Consider the following 24,874-nt stretch of genomic DNA (forward strand, 5'->3'; position numbering starts at 1 on the left):
CCCGTGTCCGCCATCCTGGTGCCGGGCGAAGCCTGCACCGCCGATCTGAGCGATCCCCGTCATGACCGTCTCGCCGCACGACGGTCCGGGCACGTCGCGAGTGTGCACTCCTGGGAGCTCGTCACTTCCGTGGACGGCCCCGGCACCAGGATGACCCTCTTCCTCGCGGGATGCCCGCTGCGGTGCCAGTACTGCCACAACCCCGACACCTGGCGTCAGCGCGACGGCGAGCTCACCGCTCTCGACGACATCGTCGCCCGGCTGCGCCGGTACCTGCCGGTCTTCCGCGCGACGGGCGGCGGGCTCACGATCTCCGGCGGCGAGCCGCTGCAGCAGTCGGCCTTCGTCACCCGCCTGGCCCGAGCCGCCGCCGAGCTCGGGGTGCACGTCGCCATCGACACCTCCGGCAACCTCGGCCGCGCGGCATCCGATGCGCTGCTCGACGATGTCTCACTCGTCCTGCTCGACGTGAAGTCGGGCTTGCCCGACACCTATCGCGAGGTCACCGGCCGCGACCTGCAGCCGACGATCGAGTTCGGCGACCGCCTCGCGGCCCGCGGCACTCCGGTGTGGATCAGGTTCGTGCTCGTGCCCGGACTCACGGATGCCGCGGAGAACGTCGACGCCGTCGCCGACATCGTCGCCCGGTGGCAGAACGTGCAGCGGGTCGAGGTGCTGCCGTTCCATCAGATGGGTACGTCGAAGTGGGAGCGTCTGGGCATCCCCTATCCGCTCGCCGGGCGACCGACGCCGGATGCCGAGCTGCTCGCCCGGGTCCGCGGTCAGTTCGCCGCGCGAGGCCTCACCGTCTACTGACGGCGGTCGTCATCGCGTCGCACCGATCGCCCGGTCAGCGGCGTTCCGGGCCCACGACTCGGCCTCCGCGAGCGACTCCCGCGAGAGTTCGCTCGGCGGGCGGTGCGCTTCGACGACGCGCTCGACGGTCTCCACGATGCCGAGGAAGCTCAGCGCGCCCGCATGGAACGCCTCGACGGCCTGCTCGTTCGCGGCGTTGAAGACCGCCGGATAGGTTCCGCCCTCGCGACCCACGCGTTTGGCGAGGGCGACGGCCGGGAACGCGGCGTCGTCGAGCGGCTCGAAGGTCCACGCGCTCGCGCGCGTCCAGTCGAGCGGAGCGCCGACGCCCGCGACCCGGCGCGGCCAGTCGAGACCGAGCGAGATCGGCAGGCGCATGTCGGGCGGCGAGGCCTGGGCGATGGTGGACCCGTCGAGGAACTCGACCATCGAATGCACGACGGACTGGGGATGCACGACGACGTCGATGCGGTCGTACTCCACGCCGAACAGCAGGTGCGCCTCGATGACCTCGAGCCCCTTGTTGACGAGGGTCGCGGAGTTGGTGGTCACGACGCGTCCCATGTCCCACGTGGGGTGAGCGAGGGCCTGGTCCGGTGTGACGGAGGCCAGTTCGTCGCGGCAACGGCCGCGGAACGGCCCGCCGGATGCCGTGAGCACGAGCCGCCGGACCTCGTCAGGCTCGCCCGACCGCAGCGCCTGCGCGATGGCGGAGTGCTCCGAGTCGACAGGAACGATCTGACCCGGCGCAGCGAGCGACGTGACGAGCTCGCCGCCGACGATGAGCGATTCTTTATTCGCCAGCGCGAGGGTGCGACCTGACTCCAGGGCGGCCAGGGTCGGGCCCAGCCCGACCGACCCCGTGATGCCGTTGAGCACGACATCGGCCTCGACGTCACGGACAAGACGTTCCGCGTCGGCCGCACCGAGTGCGGTGTGGGTCACACCGAACCGCGCCGCCTGCTCTTCCAGCATCCGAGCGTTCGAGCCCGCGGCGAGTCCCACGACCTCGAACCGGTCTCGACGGGAGTCGATGACGTCGAGCGCCTGCGTTCCGATCGAGCCGGTGGAGCCGAGGATGAGGACGCGACGCATGCCGTCAGCCTAGGTGCTGCGGGTGTGCCGGTTTAGTTGCCGCGGCGGTGGGTGACCTCAGCCCGCGGCGGGGGCCGGGGTGCGCTGGACGCCGAGGATGTCGACGACGAAGATGAGCGTCTCGTTCTGGAGCTCGCTGCCCTCCTGCGCACCGTAACCCGCGGCCGGCGGGATGACGACGAGCACCTGCGAGCCGACCTGCTGCCCCTCGAGCGCCTGCTGGAAGCCGGCGACGACCTTATTCGTCTCGAACGCTGCGGGCTGGCCGCGGTCCCAGCTCGAGTCGAACACCGAGCCGTCCGACCACTTCACGCCGGTGTACTGCACGAACGCGGTGTCACCGGGCTGGATGGTGGCGCCGTCACCGGTCTTGAGGTTGGCCAGCTGCACCTCGGTCGGCGCGTCCGTGCCGGGGAGGGTGATGGTGGGGGCGCCGTTGTCGGCCAGGGCGACGGTCGGCATTCCGTCGACGGGGGCCTGGTCGGCGCCGTCGGCTCGCGTCGGAAGCTTCTCGACCCCCTCGGCGACGACGACCACTGATGTCCGATCCTGACCGAAGGCCGAGCCGGGGATCGCGAGGGCGGCGGTCGAGCCGAGCGGCGCGCATTCGAGAGCCGCGACGAACACCGAGTACTGCTGCGGGTCGAGCAGCACCGGCACAAGACCGGAGTCATCGGGAGAGGTGTCGCGCGACTGCTCGAGCAGCTCGCCCGTCGCGCCGTCGTAGATCGCGTAGGAGCCGGAGACGAGATCGCCCGAGACGAGGTCCTCGCCGTCGCCGCGAGTCGTGAGCGTCCGCTCGATCTCGGCGGGCTCGAGGCCCGGATTGACCTTCGCCGTGAGCTCGGGTGCGGACCCCGAGACCTCGATGCTGTCGGAGGACTCCCCCGGCTGGGCGTTCACGAGGCACTGCTCCGACGCACCGGAGGCGTTCGGGCTGGGCGACTCGGTGGCCGTGTCACCGCTCGCGCAACCGGCGAGCGCAAGCGCCGAAACGGCGACGACGGACAGGGCGGCGAACGGGCGCAGACGCACGGAAGAACCTCTTCGATCGGGGGTGGGAGCTCTCATCCTCTCGCACGAGCATCGGTGTGCGCTGAGAGCGGCGGATGCACGTGCCCCTTCGGGCTGTGGAGAACCGCGGGGCGATGTCGGAGGTCCGTGGGAATATTAGAACATGCATTCGAATGGCGGGTTGAGCGGCGGGATGGGCAGTGACGCAGACGTCGATGCGCTCGCGGAGCTGGTCGCGGATGCCGAAGGAGCGGCGGACGTCGTTCGGGCTGGTCAGGTGCGTGAGGTTCGGGTGCTCGCCGCGGCCTCGGTGCTCGCGGAGAAGCAGGCCGCGGGCGCGTCCGAGAAGGTCAAGGCGCGCGAGATGGCGCTGCGGGGGATCGCGGCGGAGCTCGCCGGGGTGTTCGTCGCGACCGACCGGACGTTGCAGCGCCGCATCGACGAGGCCCGGGATCTGGTCGACAACTTCCCGCTGGCGATGGCCGCGTGGGAGGACGGGCGCATCGTCCGCGGGCATGTGCGGGTGATTCAGGAGGTCGGATGCCTCGTGCCCGCAGAGGGCCGGGCGGAGTTCGAACGCGCCGCGATCGAGAAGTGCGAGGGCGAGACGCCCAACCGGGTGCGCGAAGCGCTGCGGATGCTGGCGGAGCGGATCAACCCGCGGACGTTCACCGAGCGGCACGAAGACGCCGCCGCGGGGCGGTGCGTGCGGGTGCAGCCCGGGCCGGATGGGATGTCGGACCTGATCGCGACGCTGCCGACCGTGATCGCCGACGGAATCGTGGACCGGCTGACGCGCCAGGCCCGGGAGATCATCAATGCGCGGGTGCAGGGCGACGCGGCGGGTGGCGCGGGCGCCCCCGAAGCACGAGCCGACGTCCCTGACGCGCGAACCGACGCGAGCGGTGGCGCGCTCCATGCCGATACGACGATTTGCGACGGGTCGTCGTTCGTCGACGATGCCCGCACGATCGATCAGGTGCGCGCCGATGTGTTCTCCGACCTGCTCCTCGCCGGCTCGCCGACCCTCGACCCGACTGGCACCGGTGACGGGAACGGAACCCTCGGGGCGATCCGCGCGCACGTGCAGGTCGCGGTATCGGCACTCACGCTGATGGGTCAGGACGAGGGGCCGGCTGACCTGGCCGGCCGCTCCCCCATCGATGCCGCCACTGCACGTGAGCTCGCGGGCAACGCGACCGCGTGGGATCGGTTGATGACCGACCCGGTCACGGGAACCGTGCTCGAGTGCGACAGCTACCGGCCCACCGCCGCCATGGTCAGGCTGCTGCGGGCCCGTGATCGGCACTGCCGGTTCCCCGGATGCCGGCAACCCGCCATCCGCTGCGAACTCGACCACACCATCGCCGCATCCGACGGCGGTGCCACCCACGTGTGCAATCTCGCCAACCTCTGCAAACGCCATCACGACGTCAAACACCACACCCGATGGCGAGTACGACAACTCCCCGGCGGACGGCTGATCTGGACATCACCGACGGGGCGGGTCTACCGCGAGGACGCACCACCACCGCTCGTCGCCTTCACCGTCGCGGCTCCGCCCGGACCGGGAGTTCCGCCATTCTGACGAGTCCACCCTTCGACGCGCGCTCCGCGAGTTCGGCCCGCTCCGCGAGTTCGGCGCGCGCGCTCGGCGGGTGCGCGCGCTGGGACAACATGTCCACGGAGTTATGCGTTCCGCAGTAGCCTCGTCTGGTGAACGCTGACGCAACCGAGCCGCAGTCCGGCGAGCCCGGCGAGCACGAAGAAGCCGCAGCCGCCGTCGAAGCCGTTCCCGGAATCGGTCTCACCTACGTGATCGGCCGCTGGGTGCTCGCGCCGCTGGCGCGCATGCTCTACCGCCCGCGCATCGAGGGCCGCGAGAACTTCCCTCGCAAGGGCGCCGTCATCCTCGCGAGCAACCATCTCTCGTTCATCGACTCCTTCGTCATCCCGATGGCCTCGCCGCGTCCGGTGCGGTTCCTGGCGAAGTCGAGCTACTTCGACGGCACCGGTTTCCGCGGGTGGCTCTCGCGCGAGTTCTTCTACGCCGCCGGCGCGTTCCCGGTCCGGCGCGGTGCCGGCCAGGCTGCGCTGGATGCCCTGGATCAGCAGAAGAAGATGCTCGACGCGGGATGGTCGACGGCTCTCTACCCGGAAGGCACGCGGTCACTCGACGGCCGCCTGTACAAGGGCCGCACCGGGGTCGCCTTCCTGGCTCTGCAGACCGGCGCACCGGTCATCCCCGTCGGACTGATCGGCACGAGCGAGATCATGCCCGTCGGCGCCAAGTTCCCGCGGTTGCGCCCACGCGTCACCGTGCGATTCGGCGAGCCGCTCGACCTCAGCCACCACGGGTCGGCGGATTCCGGTCGCGCGCGCCGCAATGCCACCGACGAGATCATGGCCGCGATCCACGCCCTGTCGGGTCAGGAGCTCGCCGGCGCCTACAACGAGGCCCCGCCGCAGAACGCCGTCGAACGGATCAAGCAGGCCCTGCCCCACGAGCGCCGCTGACGCAGCGAATCATCCCTCGCCCGACACGACGATCGTCGGCTCGTGCCGGACCGGGAAGTTCACCGAGTTCGCGATGAAGCACCATTCGTTCGCCTGCGCGTGCGCCGCGATGGCTGCTTCGCGCATCGACTCCTCAGCGACGACGACGCGGGGCCGCAGAACGACCTCCGTGAACGCACCGCCGCCACGCCCGTCTTCGCGCATCATCCCGGTGGCGTCGTCCGTGTACTCGACGACGACGACGCCGGTCGTCACGCAGGCGTGCAGATACGACAGCAGGTGGCACTCGGAGAGCGCCGAGAGCAGAAGATCCTCCGGATTCCACCGGCTCGGGTCTCCGCGGAAGGGCTTATCGCTCGACGCGGCGAGGGGCGGCTTGCCCTCGATGCTCAACGTCACGGCCCGGTCATAGTCCCGGTAGCCGCTCGTCCCGGTGCCGCGGTTGCCGGTCCACTCAGCCCGCACGGAGTAGTGATGCTCACCCAACATGCGGACAGTCTGGCACGCGGCATCGCGGGGTCCGCGACGGTAGGCTGTCGGGGTGCCGCAGACCTTCGCCGTTCCCGCCGCTGTCGAGCTCGCGGTCGTCGAGCGCAGCGGTTTCATCGAGTCGCGACATGCCGGTGCAGCGGTCGTCCTGGGCGCCGACGGCGCACCGATCCGCACCCTCGGCGACGTCGACGCCCCGATCCTGCCGCGCTCGACGCTCAAGCCCCTCCAAGCCCTCGCCAGCCTGACCGCCGGGGCCTCTCTCGAGGGTGAGCGACTCGGCCTGGCGACGGCCAGCCACTCCGGCACCGACCGGCATGTCTCCGTCGTCCGAGGCATCCTCAACGACGTCGGGCTGGGCGAGGACGACCTCGGCTGCCCTCCCGCCTGGCCGGGCGACACCGCGACGCGCGACGAGATGGTCCGCGAACTCGGCTCCCCCACCCGCATCCGGATGAACTGCTCCGGCAAGCACGCCGCGATGCTGGCTGCCTGCGTCGCGAGCGGATGGGACACCACCACCTACCTCGACCCCGACCACCCGCTTCAGGTTCACACCCGCGAGGTCATCGAGCGACTCACCGGCACCAAGGCGTCGGCGATGGCGATCGACGGCTGCGGCGCCCCCGTCTACGCGATGAGCCTCATCGCGCTCGGACGCGCTATCCAGCGCATCGGCACCGCGAGCGAGCGGTCGCCCTTCGCGCTGCACCGCATGGCCGGCGCCCTCGTCCGAGCAGTTCGCGAGAACCCGTGGACGATCGACGGCCCCGGCCGGCCCGACACCGTCGCGATCGAGCGCCTCGGCGTCTTCGCGAAGACCGGTGCCGAGGGTGTGCTCGTGATGGTGGCCCCCGACGGCACCACCGTGGCCCTGAAGGTGCTCGACGGCAACGGGAGAGCCGCGACGGCGATCGCACTCACGCTCCTCGTGAAGGCCGGTGCGCTCGAAGCGGCGCCGGTGGCCCGCGTGATCTCTCATCTTCCGCTGACCGTGCTCGGCGGCGGACAGAACGTCGGCATCATCCGGCCGACGGTGTAGCGGCTCCTCACGAGGGAGCGCAGAAAGGACTGCCATGCGCATCAGCGTTCCCACCGAGGTCAAGAACAACGAGTACCGCGTCGCCCTCACCCCCGCAGGCGTGCACGACCTGGTCGTCGCAGGTCATGAGGTCTTCGTCCAGCGCGGGGCCGGCGCAGGATCGTCGCTCCCCGACTCCGAGTACGCCGACGCCGGCGCGGTGCTCCTCGACGACCCCGACGAAGTCTGGGCACGCGCGGAGCTGCTGCTGAAGGTCAAGGAGCCGATCGCGAGCGAGTACCACCGCTTCCGCGACGACCTCGTGTTGTTCACCTACCTGCATCTTGCAGCCGACCGTCCGCTCACCGACCGGCTCCTGGAAAGCGGCATGACCGCCATCGCCTACGAGACGGTGCAGTTGCCCGGCGGGGGCCTGCCGCTCCTCGCCCCGATGAGCGAAGTGGCCGGCCGCCTCGCCCCGATGGTGGGGGCCTCAACCTTGCTGCGCTCCGCCGGGGGCCTCGGACTGCTGATGTCCGGCGTTCCCGGAACCCGGCCCGCCGCGGTGACGGTCATCGGCGGCGGGGTCGCCGGGGCCAACGCGGCGTACATCGCGGCGGGTCTCGGGTCGGACGTCACGATCTTCGACACCAACATCCAGCGTCTCCGCTTCCTCGACGATCACTTCCAGGGGCGCGTCAAGACCGCGGCATCCAACCCGCTCGATCTCGAACGTGCGGTCGTGGCATCCGATCTCGTGATCGGCTCGGTGCTCATCCCCGGGGCGAAGGCTCCCAAACTGGTGCGCAACGAGACCGTCGCACGGATGCGGCCGGGCTCGGTGCTCGTCGACATCGCGGTCGACCAGGGAGGCTGCTTCGAGGACACGCGACCGACGACCCACGCCGACCCGACTTTCCGCGTGCACGACACCGTGTTCTACTGCGTCGCCAACATGCCGGGCGCCGTGCCGAATACCTCGACATCCGCGCTCACCAACGCGACGTTGCCCTACGTCCGGCAGATCGCCCGCCACGGCTGGCGCGTTGCCCTGCGGGCAGACGGCGCCCTGGCCGCCGGATTGAACACCGCCGGAGGCCACGTCGTCAACTCCGGCGTCGCGGCGGCGCACGGCATCACCGCGGGGTCGTTGGATGACGCGCTGAGCTGAGGGGCAGCACCACCCGCCGGACCCGATCCGTCCGCGTGTCGATGACCCAGGCGCGGCCGCGCCCGGGAGCGGCGTACGGCAGCAGATCTCTGTTGCCGGTCAGAAGCCGCACCTCCCCCACGCACGAGGCATCGATGACGAGCTGGCATCGGGTCTGCGCGGCGGTCGCCGCTGCGCGCCACCGACCGATCCAGGCGTCCGGGGTGCCCCAGACCACCCTCCTCGACCGCAGCGACGTCGTCTGCTCGACGGTCGCGATCTCGAAGCCCCGACGATTCCAATGCTCCAGCGCGGCACGCGTGGCGGCGGTGGGCGGCGCGACGAACGCCGTGGCGTGGCGCGGCTCGAACACGTCGGGCGGCCGGGCCCGCTCCCGCGCGGGGTCGAACGCTCCGGCGTCCGCGAACTGCACGAGTATGCCGCGCCACCTCCCGCGGCCCGCTGGGGCCGTGGGGTCATGGTGAGCCCCCTCACCGCCGAAGGCGACATGCTCCGACCGGGACACGGCGGCGAGCACGGCGCGATCGGGAAGCTGGTCGACGATCCTGCCGACGGCGCCGGTCATCCGCTGTGCAGAGCAGATGAACTGAACGCCACGCGACCGCGAGTCGCGCGCCACACGTTCCAGGATCGCCGCGGCGGCGGCGCTGTAGTCATCCGGCAGCCTCGCCAGCACACGGTCGAGATCGTCGACGACGATGAGCCACCCCGGCGGGATGTCGTCGAGTCCGACGATGACGTCCCACGCGGCCTCGAGATCGTCGGGCAGCCAGCACACCCGATCGTGGGGCACCTGGGCAGCGATGGTCCGGAGCACCGTCGTGCGCCCGGCTCCGGCTCGTCCGAGCACCGCCACCCCCGGCGCTCCAGGGTCCAGCGTCACCGCACGTTGACGCTGCGCATCCGGCTCGTCGGCCAGACCGAGCACCACGGACCCCTCGCCCCGCAGGTCGGCGAGCGCGACGCCATCCGGCAAGGGCGGCAACCAGGGCCGACGCGCGGGGGCCGCACCCGCCGCGGCTCGCGCGATCGACTCGATGGCCGGCAACGGGCACCGGCTCACCCGAATCACGTGCGGATGGACATCAGCCGGACGCATCACCAGCGCGGTCCCGCGCTCGTCGCGGCCGCCGGGAAGCATGGCGGCGTCGCCCGAACCGAGCACGGCGCGCGAATCCGCGACGTCGGTCACGCGAAGCGCGACCCGCAACGGTGCGTTCGCGAGCACCGCCTCACGGAAGCCCGCAGCACGCTGGGTCGCGAGCACGAGGTGCATCCCGAGTGCGCGGCCTCGAGCGGCGATGTCGGCGAAGACATCGTGCATCGCGGGGTGTGTCGAGGTGAGCGCGGCGTACTCGTCGACGACGACGACCAATCGCGGCAGAGCGTCCGGCACATCCGCGATGTCGCGGGCCCGGAGGCCGGCGAGAACGCGCTCGCGACGGCGCACCTCCGCGGTGAGGCTCTCGATCGCGCGCACCGCGTTGCGCTCGTCGAGATCCGTCACGACGCCGGTCACGTGGGGCAGCGACGCGAGGGCATCGAAAGCCCGACCTCCCTTGAAGTCGATGAGCAGGAAATTCACCCGCTCGGGCGGCAGACTCCGCGCGAGCGCGGCGATCCACGTCACGAGCAGTTCGCTCTTGCCGCTGCCCGTGACCCCCACCACGACGGCGTGCGGCCCGTCGTCGACCAGGTCGATCGCCAGCGGGCCGTCGGGCCCCGCCCCGAGGACGGCAGCGAGGCCGGCCCCTCCGACGACGGGGAGATCATCGAATGACGGAGGTGCCGCCGCGTCACCACCCATCGCCTCCGCGCGCTCCCGCAGCAGGGCGGTCACCGCAGCAGCCTGCTCCCGTCCGAGCGGCTCCGGACGGATCGGCCGCGACGAACCGCTGTACGCGAGCACCGCCGCGTCGGCGTCCCCCACGCGGAGCACGGCCGCACACTGCGGCGGCGGTGCGCCGGAGCCCGCGGAGACGATGACGATGTCGGCATCGGCAGGCGGCACCCCGGTCCCCCACCACAGGCGCCGGCCGCCCGGAGTCGATGCGTGCGGGAGGTCACGGGCCCAGTCCTCAGCGGCGCCGACCACCCACACCTCACCGGGCGGGTGGACGAGGCAGATCTGCATCACGAGAGCGCGCGCGATCGCCGCTGGCGCCGCAGCCGGTCCGACGACGGCTACTCCTGCAGTCAGTGGGATCGTGACCGGTGCATCTCGGAGCACCCCTGCGGCATGCCGGAGCTCCGGCGTCGGCTCGCCCTCGATCCGCACACACGACCGCGCATCGCCCGCTCCCATCACGAGCACATCGCGTACCGCCCTCGGGCGCCACAGCTCGTCGGGGTCGTCGAGCAGCCGCGCGACATCCGGCGTGGCACGCCAGAGCTCCGCGCGCTCGAGCGCGTGCCGCTCGTCGACCTCGAGGCGCGCTCTGTGCATGCTCGCCGCTGCGTGCTTCGCGGCCCGCCGCCGCTCCCGCCGCGCGACGCGTGCAGAATCGAGCATGGTGGCGGTGGCTACGAGAGGACCGAGCGCAGCGAACCAGAGCACCGTCGGCGAGCCGGTCACCTGCCACAGGATCACCGCCCCGGCGATGGGGACCACCACCGCCCACAGCGGAAAGGATGATCGCCGCGCCTGCGTCTGCGTCAGCGACGTGGACAGCCGGATGGGGTCGTCGAGTCGGGCTGAGGAGTGCACGCACCCCAGTCAAGCGATGACGAGACGCCGCCGGAGAGGCGCCACGGCCCGCGGTGGAGGATCGGGCTCAGCCCTGGTTCGGGGAGGAGTCGTCGTTCGAAGCACGCACGTGCGCGTCGAGCACGATGACCGTGACGTTGTCACGGCCCCCGTTCTCCAACGCCGCCGTCATCATCGCCGACACGGCCGCCGCAGGATCGGCGTTCTCGAGCAGGAAGTGCAGGATGCCGTAGTCGGTGAGCTCTTTCGTGAGCCCGTCGCTGCAGATCACGAAGCGGTCGCCATCGACGACATCGAGGCGAACGTAGTCGGGGGTGACTCCGTCGCTCGGTCCCACCGCGCGGGTGATGACGTTCCCGTAGGGGTGCTGCTCCGCCTCTTCGGGGCTGAGCCGGCCGGCCGCCACGAGCTCCTGCACCACGGAGTGATCCGTCGTGACCTGGGCGATCGCCTGGTCGCGCAGCAGGTACACCCGCGAGTCGCCGATGTTCAACGTCGTCCACTGCGGTTCGCCGTCGACGATGTCGAGGTACACGCCGGTGACGGTCGTTCCCGTTCCGTCATCCGTCGTCTCGGGGTGATCCGCGATGTCTCCGACGGCGCGCTCGAGGGCTTCTTCGATGTCTTCGGGAGTCACCACTCCGCGCTCGGCGACACCACGGAGCCGGTCGACGGCGCTCGCGCTCGCGATCTCGCCGCCGATATGTCCGCCCATGCCGTCTGCGACGATGAACAGCGGATACTGCGCAAGGACGGCGTCCTGGTTGCTGTCGCGGCGGCGTCCGGTGTCGGTCGCGGCGGCCCACCGGAGTTCGATCGCACCGGACGGGACGTCCACGATCCGGGATTGGGTCGTGGGGTCGGGCACGCTGTCACTCTTCTTTCGTCGACGGATGGGCGTGTCACACTCTAGTGGACGCACCCGCTGAGCGTGATTTCTTCACCCCGCGGCGGGGTCGGACGGCAACGGGAAGAGCGCGTCGATCGCGGCCAGCTCGGCAGCATCGGGGTGCCACGCCGAGGCGGCTGCCGCATTCGAGTGAACCTGCTCGGGTGAGGTCGCGCCGGCGATCACGCTGCTCAGGGCCGGCTGCGCCAGGAGCCAGCCGAAGGTCGCCTGCACCATCGTGATGCCACGCTCGTCGCAGAAGGTCCGGTACGCCTCGATGGCGTCCCAGGGAGCGTTCTCCCACAGATGACGCCGTTCCCTCGCGACCCGCGAGTCGGCGGGGATGTGGTCGCGGGTGAACTTCCCGGTGAGCAAGCCGTTGTGCAGCGGGAAGTACGGGAGGAATCCCCTCCCGAAATGACGGACGGCCGGCAGGACCTCACGCTCGGCGGCGCGTGCGAGCAGGCTGTAGTGGTTCTGCGCGGAGACGAACGGCACATCACCGCGTGCACGCGCCACGGCCTCGGCCTCGGCGATCTGCCAACCCGCGAAGTTGGAGTGTCCGATGTAGCGGACCTTGCCCTCCCGTACGAGCTCCGACAGCGCGTCGAGCGTCTCTTCGATAGGCGTCTCGGGGTCGGGGGTGTGCAGCTGGTAGAGGTCGATCCAGTCGGTCTGCAGGCGCTCGAGCGAGGCCTCCACCGCACGTCGGATGTAGGCGCGAGATCCTTTCGCGCCCGGCAGCCCGAGGTCCACGGCGCTGTGACCGAACTTCGTGGCGACCACGACGCGGTCGCGACGTCCCCGCAGGGCCTCACCCATCAGCGTCTCGGACAGACCGGGCTCGCCGCCGTAGATGTCGGCGGTGTCGAAGAAGGTGATGCCGGCGTCGAAAGCGGCGTCGAGCACCGCGACCGTGCCGTCGAGAGTCTGCGTGGGAGTTCCCCGCCGCCCGAAGTTGTTGCATCCCAGCCCGACGGCCGAGACGAGCAGGCCGGAGGTTCCGAGTCGGCGGGTGTGCACTGCGTCGTCCATCCCTCCACGCTAGACCCGAATCCGTGGGGTCGGCGCCCGCTACGGCGAGGAACCCCCGTCATACGACGAGGGTTCCTCGGGTGTTCACTGCCGCGGGGCGTCCGGCGCGGGGGGCTCGGTGGTCGGAGGCGTCACGGGCGGCTGTGCCGCCGGCGGCGGGTAGGCACCGGCCGGGGGCGCCGGCGGCGTGGCCGGCGGCGGGTACGAACCGGCCGGCGGCGCGGCGGGAGCGGAGGAAGATGCATAGCCGGCACCGGTGGAGCCGTACGCGCCCGGTGCGGGTGCCGCGCCGCCGTCGGGCTGGACCGGGATGCCCTGCCAGACCGTCGTGTCGCGCAGGAACGAGGTGCGCCACGGCGAGGGCTGCACGTGGGGATTCCACGGCGAGCTCGAGAACGCGGCGATACCGAGCCAGATCAGCCCGCCGATGCCGGGGATGATGTACAGCAGCACGAGCGGCCAGTCCTTGCCGAGCTTCTGACCGACGCGAACGCTGGCCAGAGCCAGCGCGACGATCGCGAGGTAGCTGAAGATGAATCCGATCGCCGGGATGTTGCTCAGCACCGCCGTCGCGACGAGCGCGCCCAGCATGACCCAGGGAGAGATGTCACCGAGCTTCGCGAAGACCATCTCGCGGTAGACCGGAACCCAGGCGCGCCATTTTCCCTGCACGCCGGCCTTCTCGAAGATCTTCATGTAGAAGAACGAGCTGATGATGTAGCCCGCGAGCACGATGATCAGGATGATGGGAAGAATCAGCAGGATGAGGGCGAGGAAAGCGCCCGCGCCCGCACCATCGTCGTAGTAACCCGACATGTACGACCTCCTCAGTCGCGACCCGGCACGAAGCGCTCGCGCCGTGGGTCGCCGCTCATGCTAGCGAAACACCGGACCCGGCGTGCGACCTCGACAGCACCGGGCATGGGGCATCAGACGACGAGCTCGAGCTCGGACGATCCAGCCGTCTCGCGCAGCACCCATCCGTGTGACGCGGCCCACGCGAGAAGGTCGTCTCGAGAGCTCACGGTCGCAGCCGAACGGGCGAGCGAACGCGTGAACTCGCCCTTCGCGTGCTTGTTGAAGTGGTTGAGGGCGCGCACTGTTCCATCGGCGCCGGCGGAGACCACGCGGACGAACGCGGAGGGCATCGCCGCGGGGACCGGAGCCAGGGCCACGTAGGCCTCCGAGCGCAGATCGAGCACGAACGGCGCCCCGGCCCCCATCAAGGCGGCCGAGCTCGCCGCAGCCCAATGCCGGCGGAGCGGCGGGATGCCCGGAAGCGCCGTGCCCGCCGCCAGCCGATACGCCGGGATGGGATCGAGCGCGGCGACGGGACCGAAGGGCGCCGACTGGATGAGCACATGCTCGCCGAGCCAGCCCCGCGCCCCGGCGTCGAGCGCGGCCGCATCGAGAGCATCGAAGAGGACGCCGGTGTACCGGTCGACGGCGGGCATCGTCGGAGAGGTCATGAGCGCGGAGTTCACCGCCACCTCGCCCAGCTGACGCGCGCTGAGCTTGAGCACCCGCGCCGCGGCGTCCGGATCCGCCGACAACGCGACGAGCGCGTCCACGGCCGCGCGGCGCTCGGGCGCCAGCTGCGGCAGGGCCAGGGCGTCGATGTCGAGCGGCGCACCGGTACCCCCGGCGCGTTTGGTCTCGGACGGCGGCAGCAGGAGCAGCATCCGGAAATCTCCCTTCAACGCGAGAGACCGCACCCCGGAGGGTGCGGTCTCTCGTAGACGCAGTGCGGGTCAGGCGAGCGCAGCGTTACCCGCCACGATGGTGAGCTCGTCGCCCTCCATCGACAGGAAGCCGTCCTGCGCATTGGCGACGATCTTCTCGCCGCCGGGCTGCGTGATACGCACCTGACCTTCGGCGAGGATCGCGAGCACCGGCTCGTGACCCGCCATGAAGCCGATCTCGCCCTCGACGGTCTTGGCCACGACGAGGGACGCCTCGCCCGACCAGACCTCCGCCTCGGCGGAGACGAGCGTGACCGTCAGAGCCATGTCAGCTGTTCTCCTTCTGGATCTTCGCCCACTTCTCTTCGACGTCGCCGATACCGCCGACGTTGAAGAAGGCCTGCTCGGCCACGTGGTCGAAGTCGCCCTTGACGATCGCGTCGAACGACTCGATGGTCTCCTTGATCGGGACCGTGGAGCCCTCGACACCGGTGAACTTCTTCGCCATGTAGGTGTTCTGCGAGAGGAACTGCTGGATGCGGCGTGCACGCGACACGACGATCTTGTCCTCTTCGGAGAGCTCGTCGACACCGAGGATTGCGATGATCTCCTGCAGCTCCTTGTTCTTCTGCAGGATCTGCTTCACGGCGGTGGCCACGCGGTAGTGGTCCTCACCGATGTAGCGCGGGTCGAGGATGCGGCTCGTCGAGCTCAGCGGGTCGACGGCCGGGTACAGACCCTTCGACGCGATCTCGCGCGAGAGCTCGGTCGTGGCGTCGAGGTGCGCGAAGGTCGTCGCCGGGGCCGGGTCGGTGTAGTCGTCGGCGGGGACGTAGATCGCCTGCAGCGAGGTGATCGAGTGACCGCGCGTCGAGGTGATGCGCTCCTGGAGCACACCCATCTCGTCGGCGAGGTTGGGCTGGTAGCCCACGGCCGAGGGCATACGGCCCAGCAGCGTCGAGACCTCGGAACCGGCCTGCGTGAAGCGGAAGATGTTGTCGATGAAGAGCAGCACGTCCTGCTTCTGCACGTCGCGGAAGTACTCCGCCATCGTCAGGGCCGACAGGGCGACGCGCAGACGCGTCCCCGGCGGCTCGTCCATCTGGCCGAAGACGAGGGCGGTCTTGTCGAAGACGCCCGCCTCCTCCATCTCGTGGATGAGGTCGTTGCCCTCACGGGTGCGCTCACCGACACCGGCGAACACCGACACACCACCGTGGTCCTGCGCGACGCGCTGGATCATCTCCTGGATGAGGACGGTCTTGCCGACGCCGGCACCACCGAAGAGGCCGATCTTTCCACCCTGGACGTACGGGGTGAGGAGGTCGATGACCTTGATGCCCGTCTCGAACATCTGGGTCTTCGACTCGAGCTGGTCGAAGCTCGGCGCCTGGCGGTGGATGCCCCAGCGCTCGGTGACCTCGACGGTCTCGCCCTCGGCGGCGTTGAGAACGTCGCCCGTGACGTTGAAGACCTTGCCCTTGGTGACGTCCCCGACGGGGACCGTGATGGGGCCGCCGGTGTCGCGCACCTCCTGGCCGCGGACCATGCCGTCGGTCGGCTTCAGCGAGATGGCGCGAACGAGGTCGTCGCCGAGGTGCTGAGCGACCTCGAGGGTGATCTCGGTCGACTCGCCGTCGATCGTGATCGTGGTCTTCAGCGCGTTGTAGATGTCGGGGATCGAGTCGTGCGGGAACTCGATGTCGACGACGGGGCCGGTGACGCGCGCAACGCGGCCGACGACCGACGTGGCTTCGGCAGTGACGGTAGTCATGTCTGTCTCTTTCGGTTGGTCTTACTTGCCCGACGCCAGAGCGTCGGCGCCGCCGACGATCTCGGCGATCTGCTGAGTGATCTCGGCCTGGCGAGCGTTGTTGCGCAGGCGGGTGTAGTCGGTGATGAGCTTGTCGGCGTTGTCGCTCGCCGACTTCATCGCCTTCTGCGTCGCGGCGTGCTTCGCGGCGGACGACTGGAGCAGCGCGTTGAACACGCGGCTCTGGACGTACACCGGCAGCAGCGCGTCGAGCACCGTCTCGGGGTCGGGCTCGAACTCGTACAGCGGATAGACCGGAGCCTGGTCCGCCGTCGCCGCATCGGCCTCGACGACTTCGAGGGGCAGCAGACGGACTGATTCAGGTGTCTGCGTCATCATGCTGACGAAGCGGTTGTACACGAGGTGGATCTCGTCCACGCCGCCGTCTTCGCCGCCCTGAGCGTAGGCGTCGAGGAGAGCCCCGGCGACCTGCTCGGCCGTGCTGAAGTGCGGCGTGTCGGTGTCACCCGTCCACTCGCCCGCAGCCCGCATCCGGCGGAACTGGAAGTACCCGACGGCCTTGCGACCGATGAGGTAGTAGTCCACTTCCTTGCCCTGCGACCGCAGCAGCTCGGCCAGCTCGAGACCCTCGCGGAGGATCTGCGAGTTGAACGCGCCGGCGAGGCCGCGATCGGAGGCGAAGATGACGACCGCGGAACGACGGATCGTCTCGCGCTCGGTCGTCAGCGGGTGCTCGACGTCGGAGTGGGTCGCCACCGCGGAGACGGCGCGCGTCACAGCTCGCGCGAAGGGAGAGGATGCGCGGACGCGTCCCATCGCCTTCTGAATGCGCGAAGCCGCGATGAGCTCCATCGCCTTCGTGATCTTCTTGGTCGTCTGAGCAGAACTGATCTTCTGCTTGTAGACCCGGAGTTGTGCGCCCATAAGTGTGTGTCGTCCTCCGCGTCAGCCGCGGCGGCCCTTGACGATCTGCTCCTGGTTCACGTCGTCGGCCTCGGCGGCAGCGGTCTCCTCGTGGCCCGGCTTGTTGATGGCCTGGCCCTTTCCGCCCTGGAACTCGAGCACGAACTCGTCGACGACCTTCTCGAGCTCGGCGACGGTGTCATCGCCCAGCACGTTCGTCTCACGCAGCGTGTCGAGGATCGACGTGTTGCGCTTGAGGTAGTCGAGCAGCTCGCGCTCGAAGGTCAGGACGTCCTCGACCTCGATCGTGTCGAGCTTGCCGTTGGTGCCGGCCCAGATCGAGACGACCTGCTCCTCGACGGGGTACGGCGAGTACTGCGGCTGCTTGAGCAGCTCGGTCAGACGCGCACCGCGAGCCAGCTGACGACGCGACGCGGCGTCGAGGTCCGACGCGAACATCGCGAACGCCTCGAGCGAGCGGTACTGAGCGAGCTCGAGCTTCAGCGTTCCCGAGACCTTCTTGATCGACTTGACCTGAGCGTCACCGCCGACGCGCGACACCGAGATGCCCACGTCGACCGCCGGACGCTGGTTGGCGTTGAACAGGTCGGACTGCAGGAAGATCTGGCCGTCGGTGATCGAGATCACGTTGGTCGGGATGTACGCCGAGACGTCGTTGGCCTTGGTCTCGATGATGGGCAGACCCGTCATCGATCCGGCACCCAGGTCGTCGGAGAGCTTCGCGCAACGCTCGAGCAGACGCGAGTGCAGGTAGAAGACGTCACCGGGGTACGCCTCGCGGCCCGGCGGACGGCGCAGCAGCAGCGAGACCGCACGGTAGGCCTCGGCCTGCTTCGACAGGTCGTCGAAGATGATCAGGACGTGCTTGCCCTCGTACATCCAGTGCTGGCCGATGGCCGAGCCGGTGTACGGAGCGAGGTACTTGAAGCCGGCGGGGTCGGATGCGGGAGCCGCGACGATCGTCGTGTACTCCATGGCACCGGCGTCCTCGAGCGCGCCCTTCACCGAAGCGATGGTCGAGCCCTTCTGGCCGATCGCGACGTAGATGCAGCGGACCTGCTTGTTGACGTCGCCCGACTCCCAGTTGGCCTTCTGGTTGATGATCGTGTCGATCGCGATGGCCGTCTTGCCGGTCTGGCGGTCGCCGATGATCAGCTGACGCTGACCGCGGCCGACGGGGATCATGGCGTCGATGGCTTTGATGCCGGTCTGCATCGGCTCGTGGACCGACTTGCGCTGCATGACGCCGGGCGCCTGCAGTTCGAGTGCGCGACGGCCGGTCGTGGCGATCTCGCCGAGACCGTCGATCGGGTTGCCGAGCGGGTCGACGACACGGCCGAGGTAGCCCTCGCCGACTCCGACCGAGAGCACCTCACCGGTTCGCGTGACCTTCTGGCCCGCCTGGATACCGGCGAAGTCGCCGAGGACGACGACACCGATCTCGTGCTCGTCGAGGTTCTGCGCGAGGCCCTCGACGCCGTTCTCGAAGCGGACGAGCTCGTTCGCCATGACGCCGGGCAGACCCTCGACGTGGGCGATGCCGTCGGCCGCGTCGACGACGGTGCCGACCTCGGTCGCGGCGGCCCCGGTGGGCTCGTACGCGGCGACGAAGTCTTTCAGCGCGTCACGGATGACATCCGGGCTGATGGACAGTTCTGCCATGGTGTTCCTTCGGTCCTGAGTCTGAGGGTCCGGATGCATCCGGCCGGTGCGCCCCTGCGGGCGGTGAGGTGGGTCAGCCCGCCAGTCGCTGGCGGAGATCGGAGAGGCGAGAGGCGACGGTCGCGTCGATCACGTCGTCGCCGATCTCGATGCGCAGCCCCCCGACGACCGCGGGGTCGACGACGAGGTTGAGCGCGACGGGCGTGCCGTAGCGGTTCGAGAGGGTCTCGGCGAGGCGGGCGCGCTGCTGATCGCTGAGAGCGGTCGCCGTGCGAACGCTCGCGACGACGCGGCCGCGCTGGTCCGAGACGATGCGGATCGCCCGCTCGAGCAGCTGCCGCACACGGCGCTCACGCGGACGCTGCACGATCGACGAAGCGATCAGACGCGTTGCGGCACCGAAACGCCCGTCGAGAAGGCGCTCGATGAGAGCCCCCTTGGCCGAGGCCTCCCCCAGCCTGCTGCCGAGAGCGAGCTCGAGCTCGGGGTTCGCCGACACGGTGTGCAGCACACCGAACAGCTCGTTCTCGAGATCGCCCTGATCGGCGACGGCTGCGGCGCGGATCGCCAGTTCCTCGACGGCGTCGACGAAGTCGTCGACCGAGGACCAGCGCTGCGCGACGGCTGTGCGCAGCAGCGACACGGTCTGCGCCGCGAAGGCCGGACCGAACACGTCGCCGACGACCTTGTCGCGAGCCTGCGGCGAAGCCGCGTTGTCCGTCAGCGCGCCGCTCAGCTGCGGCGAGTCCGCCAGAGCCCGCGCCGCGACGAACAGCTCACCGGACACGTCGAGCGTGAGCCCGGGGGTCTCGGCGATGGCCGCCGTCGTCGCGACGAGTGCCTGAGTGGTCGCGCTGCCCATCAGTTCGACGCCTTCTCAGAAGCCTCGAGCTCGCTGAGGAAGCGGTCGACGACGGCCTGCGCCTTCTGGTCGTCGGACAGGGTCTCGCCGATGACGCCGCCGGCCAGGTCGAGAGCGAGCGTGCCGACCTCGCTGCGCAGCGAGACGACGGCAGCCTGGCGCTCGGCCTCGATCTGCGTGTGCGCGGCAGCGGTGAGACGCTCGGCCTCGGCCGATGCGTTCTGCTTCGCCTCGCTGACGATCTTGCGACCGTCCTCGCGAGCGGCGTCGCGGATCTCACCGGCCTCCTTGCGGGCCTCGGCCAGCTGAGCGGTGTACTCCTCGAGCGCTGCCTCCGCCTTGCGCTGCGCCTCGTCAGCCTTGGCGATGTTGCCCTCGATGGCCGCGCTGCGCGCGTCGAGCACCGTGGTGACACGGGGCAGCGCGTAGAAGACGACGACGAGAACGATGATGACGAAGCAGACGCCCGACCAGATGATGTCGTAGTAGGCGGGCAGCAGCGGGTTGCCGGAGCCCTCTTCGGCGGCGACGGTGAGCAGTGCGTCGACCATCATGCCTCCCTCTTGGTGAATGACGAGCGGATCAGAGCGCGTTGAAGATGAACGGCGTGGCGATGCCGATCAGCGCGAGGATCTCGATGAGGCCGATACCGATGAACATCGTCACCTGGAGGCGACCGGCGAGCTCGGGCTGACGGGCCGTCGACTCGATGGTCTTGCCGATCATGATGCCGAGGCCGATGGCCGGACCGATGGCGGCGAGGCCGTAGCCGACGGTTGCGATGTTTCCGGTGACGGCGGCAAGGATCGTCGTAGCGTCCACTGGATTTTTCCTTTCGTAGGGCGAGCAGCCGGGTGGCTGATCGTCAGTGCTCTTCGGCGACAGCGAGCTGGATGTAGACCGCGGTCAGGATGGTGAAGATGTATGCCTGCAGGGCGGCAACGAAGATCTCGAACAGGGTGAAGGCGAAACCCATCGCGAGGGTACCGGCCGACAGGATCGAGAACCAGTTGAAGCTCATCAGGAAGAACTGGGTGGCTGCGAAGAACAGCACGAGCATGAGGTGGCCGACCATCATGTTGGCGAGCAGTCGCAGGAACAGCGAGAAGGGCCGCGCGACGAAGATCGAGATGAGCTCGATCAGGGCGATCAGCGGCACGATCACGATCGGCACACCGCTCGGCACGAGCGAGTTCTTCAGGAAACGTCCGAGGCCGTGCTTCTTGAGGCCGGCGTAGACGAAGACGACGTATGCGACCAGCGCGAACATCAGCGGCGCGCCCGCGACCGCGGTGCCCGCGATGTTGAGGAACGGGATGATGCCCGTGAGGTTCAGGAAGAGGATCCCGAAGAACAGCGACGTCAGGATCGGAAGGAACCGCTTGCCGTCCTTCTCGCCCAGGACCTGATAGGCGACCTGCTCGCGCACGAAGCCGAAGCCCAGCTCGAGCACGCTCTGGAAGCGTCCCGGCACGACGGTCATGCGCCGTGCGCCGATCACGAGGATGAGCACCAGCACCGCGGTCGCGATCAACTGCACCATCGAGATCCGCGTGAACGCGAACGGAGTGCCTTCGAAGAGCAGGACCTCAGGGAAGAAGTCGCTGATGGAGGGCGGGTGGAATTCGTTGTCGGCCGCCATGGCGATCATTGCCGCTTGAGTCAACGGGTTGGCTCCAGCTTCTCGTGCCAGCGTGAACCAGCTCGGTAAGTATGAGAAGAGATCTCCACGGGGCCTCAGCGTCGCCGCTGCCCACCATCCGTGAAGTGCTGTGTCAGCCTATCAAACAACCGGGCACTGCCCGTCATCCGAATGCCTGGACGTCAGACTTCGGGGTTCGTCTCCGGCAGCGTCGTGTCCGATACGTGCGGCAGTCGCATCCGCGCCATCACGACGAGATCGACGGTGATCGCGCCGATCGCCGCAGCCACCAGGGCGAAGAAGAACATCGGCGACACGATCCACTCGATGCGGCTGATGACCAGGAGCGCCACGAGCACGAGGGCGAACTTGACCACCCAGCCGCCCATCACGATGCCGAAGTAGATCGGCAGGAACGTGTCCTGCCCGTACCACCGGTTGGCGATCAGGATGCTGAGCGCGGTGAGTGCGGGGAAGATGACTCCCACCGCCGCACCGATCACTCCGCTCCACGCACCCTCGGGTCCGGCGACGACCGCGCCCGCGACGGCGGCGACGACAGCGACGACGGCACCGACGATGAGGCCCCAGGTGAGCGCGGCACGCAGGATCGGCGTGCTCGAGAGGGTCTTCTGATTCATGAGTTCTCCACGGGTGAGGCATCCCGCGCGGACCGAGCGGGGATCAGGGTGACGACGAGGCACGCGGCGACGCCGAGGATGAGGAAGCCGAGGCCGAAGAGGTAGTCCCCCGGCCAGGCGGCGGTCGTGCCGATGTACATCAGCAGCACCGAGAGGCTGACAACCGTGGTCCAGGCGTAGAAGATCAGGACGGCGTCGCGGTCGCTGTGACCCATGTCGAGCATGCGGTGATGGAGATGCTTGCGGTCGGGCGAGAACGGCGACTTACCCCGGGACATGCGGCGGATGACCGCCATCCCGAAGTCGAGCAGCGGCAGGAGGACCACGACGACCGGCAGCAGGATGGGGATGAACGCACCCAGCAGCTGCGAGCGGCCGAACACGTCGTTGTCACCCGTGGCCGGGACGAGGGTGCCCGTGACGAGGATGGCCGAGCAGCTCATGAGCAACCCGATCATGAGCGCTCCGGAGTCGCCCATGAACAGCTTCGCAGGGTTCCAGTTCAGCGGCAGGAAGCCCGCGCAGACCCCGAGCAGCACCACGGCGAGGAAGGAGGCGAGGTTCGCGTAGCTGCTCGCACCGAAGTCGCGACCGAGCAGGTAGGTGTAAGTGAAGAACACCCCGTTCGCGATCAGTGCCACGCCCGCCACGAGGCCGTCGAGACCGTCGATGAAGTTGACGGCGTTCATCACGACGACGATCGAGAAGACCGTGATCGTGAAGCTCGCGGCGCTCGAGACGACAGTCTGCCCGCCGAGCGGGATCGTGTACATCTGCACGCCCCCGAACCCGACCACGATCGCTGCGGCGCCGAACTGCGCGCCGAGCTTGATGAGCCAGTCGAGGTCCCACAGGTCGTCGGCGACGCCGACGACGACGATGAGGGCGGTCGCCGCCAGGATGGCCCAGATGGGCTCGGGTCTGGCCCAGAAGATCGAGAAGAAGGGAATCTGCGACGAAGTCAGGATGACGGCGGTGGCGCCGAGGAACATCCCGACGCCGCCGAGCCTCGGTGTCGGTGTCTTGTGGACGTCGCGCTCGCGGATCTCCGGATAGAGCTTGTAGCGCAGACTCACCCTCAGCACGAGCCAGGTCAGCCCGAAGGTGACGAGGGCCGTGACCACGAAGGTGGCCAGGTAGAGCCTCACGCGACGCTGCCGCCGGCGGTCTCTCCGCCGGTGACACCGGCCGAGCCCGACTCCATGGGCGTGCGATTCGCCGCCTCGGCATGCTCCGGCTCGACGTCGGGCTCGAGCAGGTCGCCGAGGACGTCGCGCAGAGCCTCACGTGTGACCGCCCCGTCACGCAGCACGCGCACCGGGGCGGGGTCGGGGCCGACGAGGGGCGTCGCGTCGATGATCGTCGATGCGACGCCGGTCGCCGCGGGGCCGCCGTCGAGATAGACCGACACGCTGTCGCCCAGCATCCGCACCGCGTCGTCGATCGTGACGGCGGCGTTCATCTTGGTGAGGTTCGCACTCGAGACGGCCAAGGGCCCGCACTCCTCCAGGAGCTCCAGGGCGAACCTGTCGGCGGGCATGCGCACGGCGACGGTCCCGCGGGTCTCCCCCAGATCCCACGACAGCGACGGCTGTGCCGGCAGGACGATCGTCAGGCCGCCCGGCCAGAAGGCCTCGACGAGCCGTTCGACGGGCTCGGGGACCTCGGCCACGAGCGCGCGCATCGTCGCGATGCCGGCGACGAGCACCGGGGGCGGCGACTGACGACCCCGTCCCTTCGCGGCGAGCAGCTTGGCGACGGCCGAGGCGCTGAAGGCGTCGGCGGCGACACCGTAGACGGTGTCGGTGGGCAGGACGATGAGATCGCCGCGACCGATGGCCTGGCGCGCCTGGCGCATGCCGGGGAGGACCTGGGTCTCGTCGCGGCAGTCGAAAACGGGAGACATGACCGCTCCAGTGTACGGCGGACCCCGGCCGCACTCAGGAGCGGATGGCCGTCGTGGTGCGGTCGCGCATCGTGAGGTCGGGATGCGTCGCGGTCGCCGACCACCCGTCGGAGGCCAGGATGCCGCGGATCGCGGCCCCCTGCAGCTCGCCATGCTCGATGACGATGCTGCCCCCGGGGTGCACCAGGCGGAGCCCGACGCGCGACAGGGTCCGCACGACGTCCAGGCCGTCCGCGCCGCCGTAGAGCGCCGCCGGCGGGTCCCACAGCCGCACTTCGGGATCGCGCGGGATCGCGTCGTCGGGCACGTACGGCGGGTTCGACACGAGCACCGAGACGGTGCCGTCGAGCTCCGGGAACGCGCGCTCGAGGTCGATGAAGGCGAGGCGGGCGTTCGGAGCCCCGACGAGGGCGAAGTTCTCCTTCGTCCAGATGAACGCGTCGACGGAATTCTCGGCGGCGTAGACGCGTGCGTGCGGCACCTCTGTCGCCAGAGCGAGGGCGATCGCTCCCGAACCGGTGCCCAGGTCGACCGCGACGGGCTCGGGGCCGGCCGCCGCGCGCAGCAGGTCGATCGCGATCTGAGCGACCGACTCCGTCTCGGGGCGCGGCACGAACACACCGGGGCCGACGCGGAGCTCGAGGTGGCGGAACGGCGCGACGCCGGTCAGATGCTGCAGGGGCTCGCGCGACGCGCGACGCGCGACCAGTTCAGCCAGTCGCGCGGCATCCTCGGCGCCGATCGCATCGCCGCGGAAGACGGCGGCCGACAGCTCGCCGCGGCCGACTCCCAGGACGTGTGCGGCGAGGAGCTCGGCGTCGACCTGCGGGGTCGGGACGAAGGCGGCCTCGAGCTCGGCGGTCGCGGCACGCAGGACCTCGGTCAGGGTCGGTGCGGGAAGGGGCGCGGTGCTCATGGCGCCGACAAGCCTAATCACGAGTGCGGATTCGTCACATTCGGCTCCCGTGGCGAAGGGCGACAATAGGCTGGGGCGACGATCCCGCCGCGACGCGGCATCCGCTCGAAA

At 69.6% G+C, this 24,874-nt stretch carries 25 protein-coding genes; 5 read left to right on the top strand and 20 right to left on the bottom strand.

The annotated features are described in order from the left end of the window. The first annotated feature begins 12 nt into the window (after nt 1-12). A complete protein-coding gene (gene pflA, locus VC184_RS11035) occupies nt 13-816 on the top strand; it encodes a pyruvate formate-lyase-activating protein (protein WP_274179033.1) in 804 nt (267 codons plus the stop codon). A gap of 9 nt (nt 817-825) precedes the next feature. Here pflA and dxr read toward each other — a convergent pair whose 3' ends face one another. Together dxr and VC184_RS11045 are read right to left on the bottom strand one after the other, a co-directional pair. Further along, a complete protein-coding gene (gene dxr / locus VC184_RS11040; RefSeq protein ID WP_274178786.1) occupies nt 826-1,911 on the bottom strand; it encodes a 1-deoxy-D-xylulose-5-phosphate reductoisomerase in 1,086 nt (361 codons plus the stop codon). A 57-nt stretch (nt 1,912-1,968) separates the two neighbouring features. Further along, entirely contained in the window at nt 1,969-2,946 is a 978-nt protein-coding gene (locus tag VC184_RS11045; protein ID WP_274178787.1) for an FKBP-type peptidyl-prolyl cis-trans isomerase, read from the bottom strand. A gap of 142 nt (nt 2,947-3,088) precedes the next feature. Between VC184_RS11045 and VC184_RS11050 the strand changes: the two genes are divergently transcribed. Both VC184_RS11050 and VC184_RS11055 read left to right on the top strand, forming a co-directional pair. After that, entirely contained in the window at nt 3,089-4,513 is a 1,425-nt protein-coding gene (locus VC184_RS11050; protein WP_274178788.1) for an HNH endonuclease signature motif containing protein, read from the top strand. 125 nt (nt 4,514-4,638) lie between these two features. After that, nucleotides 4,639-5,442 (top strand): lysophospholipid acyltransferase family protein, encoded by an 804-nt coding sequence (locus tag VC184_RS11055; protein ID WP_378719934.1) that lies wholly within the window; start codon nt 4,639-4,641, stop codon nt 5,440-5,442. 9 nt (nt 5,443-5,451) lie between these two features. Here the strand turns inward: VC184_RS11055 and VC184_RS11060 are convergent, their stop codons facing one another. After that, on the bottom strand, nt 5,452-5,931 hold the full coding sequence (locus VC184_RS11060) for an OsmC family protein (protein ID WP_112617254.1): 480 nt from the start codon (nt 5,929-5,931) through the stop codon (nt 5,452-5,454). Nucleotides 5,932-5,983: 52 nt separating this feature from the next. On the opposite strand from VC184_RS11060, the gene VC184_RS11065 reads away from it, so the two are divergent. Both VC184_RS11065 and ald read left to right on the top strand, forming a co-directional pair. Next, nucleotides 5,984-6,973 carry an asparaginase gene (locus VC184_RS11065; protein ID WP_112617255.1) on the top strand — a complete coding sequence of 330 codons (990 nt, stop codon included), beginning with the start codon at nt 5,984-5,986 and terminating at the stop codon, nt 6,971-6,973. A gap of 34 nt (nt 6,974-7,007) precedes the next feature. Further along, on the top strand, nt 7,008-8,123 hold the full coding sequence (ald, locus tag VC184_RS11070; protein WP_274178789.1) for an alanine dehydrogenase: 1,116 nt from the start codon (nt 7,008-7,010) through the stop codon (nt 8,121-8,123). On the opposite strand, the gene VC184_RS11075 is transcribed toward ald, so the two are convergent. From VC184_RS11075 to prmC, 17 genes are all read right to left on the bottom strand, one after another. Next, a complete protein-coding gene (locus VC184_RS11075) occupies nt 8,089-10,830 on the bottom strand; it encodes an FtsK/SpoIIIE domain-containing protein (protein ID WP_282501306.1) in 2,742 nt (913 codons plus the stop codon). The genes ald and VC184_RS11075 overlap by 35 nt on opposite strands. A 67-nt stretch (nt 10,831-10,897) precedes the next feature. Further along, entirely contained in the window at nt 10,898-11,698 is an 801-nt protein-coding gene (locus VC184_RS11080) for a PP2C family protein-serine/threonine phosphatase (RefSeq protein ID WP_114588455.1), read from the bottom strand. A 72-nt stretch (nt 11,699-11,770) separates the two neighbouring features. Further along, a complete protein-coding gene (locus VC184_RS11085; protein WP_112617259.1) occupies nt 11,771-12,754 on the bottom strand; it encodes an aldo/keto reductase in 984 nt (327 codons plus the stop codon). A gap of 84 nt (nt 12,755-12,838) precedes the next feature. Further along, a complete protein-coding gene (locus tag VC184_RS11090) occupies nt 12,839-13,570 on the bottom strand; it encodes a large exoprotein (RefSeq protein WP_112617260.1) in 732 nt (243 codons plus the stop codon). Between the two features lie 113 nt (nt 13,571-13,683). Beyond that, nucleotides 13,684-14,436 carry a YaaA family protein gene (locus VC184_RS11095; RefSeq protein WP_282501307.1) on the bottom strand — a complete coding sequence of 251 codons (753 nt, stop codon included), beginning with the start codon at nt 14,434-14,436 and terminating at the stop codon, nt 13,684-13,686. A gap of 69 nt (nt 14,437-14,505) precedes the next feature. Next, nucleotides 14,506-14,763 carry a F0F1 ATP synthase subunit epsilon gene (locus VC184_RS11100; RefSeq protein WP_023955192.1) on the bottom strand — a complete coding sequence of 86 codons (258 nt, stop codon included), beginning with the start codon at nt 14,761-14,763 and terminating at the stop codon, nt 14,506-14,508. A 1-nt stretch (nt 14,764) separates the two neighbouring features. Beyond that, complete coding sequence (gene atpD / locus VC184_RS11105; RefSeq protein WP_091502862.1) at nt 14,765-16,210, bottom strand: F0F1 ATP synthase subunit beta; 1,446 nt, start codon at nt 16,208-16,210, stop codon at nt 14,765-14,767. Between the two features lie 21 nt (nt 16,211-16,231). Continuing rightward, nucleotides 16,232-17,134 (bottom strand): F0F1 ATP synthase subunit gamma, encoded by a 903-nt coding sequence (locus VC184_RS11110; protein ID WP_112617262.1) that lies wholly within the window; start codon nt 17,132-17,134, stop codon nt 16,232-16,234. 21 nt (nt 17,135-17,155) lie between these two features. After that, the gene (atpA, locus tag VC184_RS11115; protein WP_274178794.1) at nt 17,156-18,796 is read right to left on the bottom strand and encodes a F0F1 ATP synthase subunit alpha; all 1,641 of its coding nucleotides are present in this window, start codon (nt 18,794-18,796) and stop codon (nt 17,156-17,158) included. Nucleotides 18,797-18,869: 73 nt separating this feature from the next. Beyond that, nucleotides 18,870-19,658 (bottom strand): F0F1 ATP synthase subunit delta, encoded by a 789-nt coding sequence (locus tag VC184_RS11120; protein WP_112617263.1) that lies wholly within the window; start codon nt 19,656-19,658, stop codon nt 18,870-18,872. Next, on the bottom strand, nt 19,658-20,209 hold the full coding sequence (locus VC184_RS11125; RefSeq protein ID WP_112617572.1) for a F0F1 ATP synthase subunit B: 552 nt from the start codon (nt 20,207-20,209) through the stop codon (nt 19,658-19,660). Before VC184_RS11125 ends, VC184_RS11120 begins: the two co-directional genes overlap by 1 nt. 31 nt (nt 20,210-20,240) lie before the next feature. Beyond that, entirely contained in the window at nt 20,241-20,480 is a 240-nt protein-coding gene (atpE, locus tag VC184_RS11130; protein WP_091502856.1) for a F0F1 ATP synthase subunit C, read from the bottom strand. A gap of 43 nt (nt 20,481-20,523) precedes the next feature. Next, complete coding sequence (gene atpB, locus VC184_RS11135; RefSeq protein WP_309300110.1) at nt 20,524-21,300, bottom strand: F0F1 ATP synthase subunit A; 777 nt, start codon at nt 21,298-21,300, stop codon at nt 20,524-20,526. 182 nt (nt 21,301-21,482) lie between these two features. Beyond that, a complete protein-coding gene (locus VC184_RS11140; protein WP_112617265.1) occupies nt 21,483-21,941 on the bottom strand; it encodes a hypothetical protein in 459 nt (152 codons plus the stop codon). Beyond that, nucleotides 21,938-23,089, bottom strand: coding sequence for an MraY family glycosyltransferase (locus VC184_RS11145; RefSeq protein ID WP_112617266.1), 1,152 nt, complete (start codon nt 23,087-23,089; stop codon nt 21,938-21,940). The genes VC184_RS11140 and VC184_RS11145 overlap by 4 nt, the downstream gene beginning before the upstream one ends. Further along, entirely contained in the window at nt 23,086-23,847 is a 762-nt protein-coding gene (locus tag VC184_RS11150) for an L-threonylcarbamoyladenylate synthase (RefSeq protein ID WP_112617267.1), read from the bottom strand. Before VC184_RS11150 ends, VC184_RS11145 begins: the two co-directional genes overlap by 4 nt. A 34-nt stretch (nt 23,848-23,881) precedes the next feature. Next, nucleotides 23,882-24,763: a peptide chain release factor N(5)-glutamine methyltransferase gene (prmC, locus tag VC184_RS11155; protein ID WP_323986157.1), complete on the bottom strand. Its 882-nt coding sequence runs from the start codon at nt 24,761-24,763 to the stop codon at nt 23,882-23,884. Nucleotides 24,764-24,874 lie beyond the last annotated feature (111 nt).

This window comes from Microbacterium plantarum (genome assembly GCF_035231185.1).
In the GTDB taxonomy this organism is placed as follows: domain Bacteria; phylum Actinomycetota; class Actinomycetes; order Actinomycetales; family Microbacteriaceae; genus Microbacterium; species Microbacterium plantarum.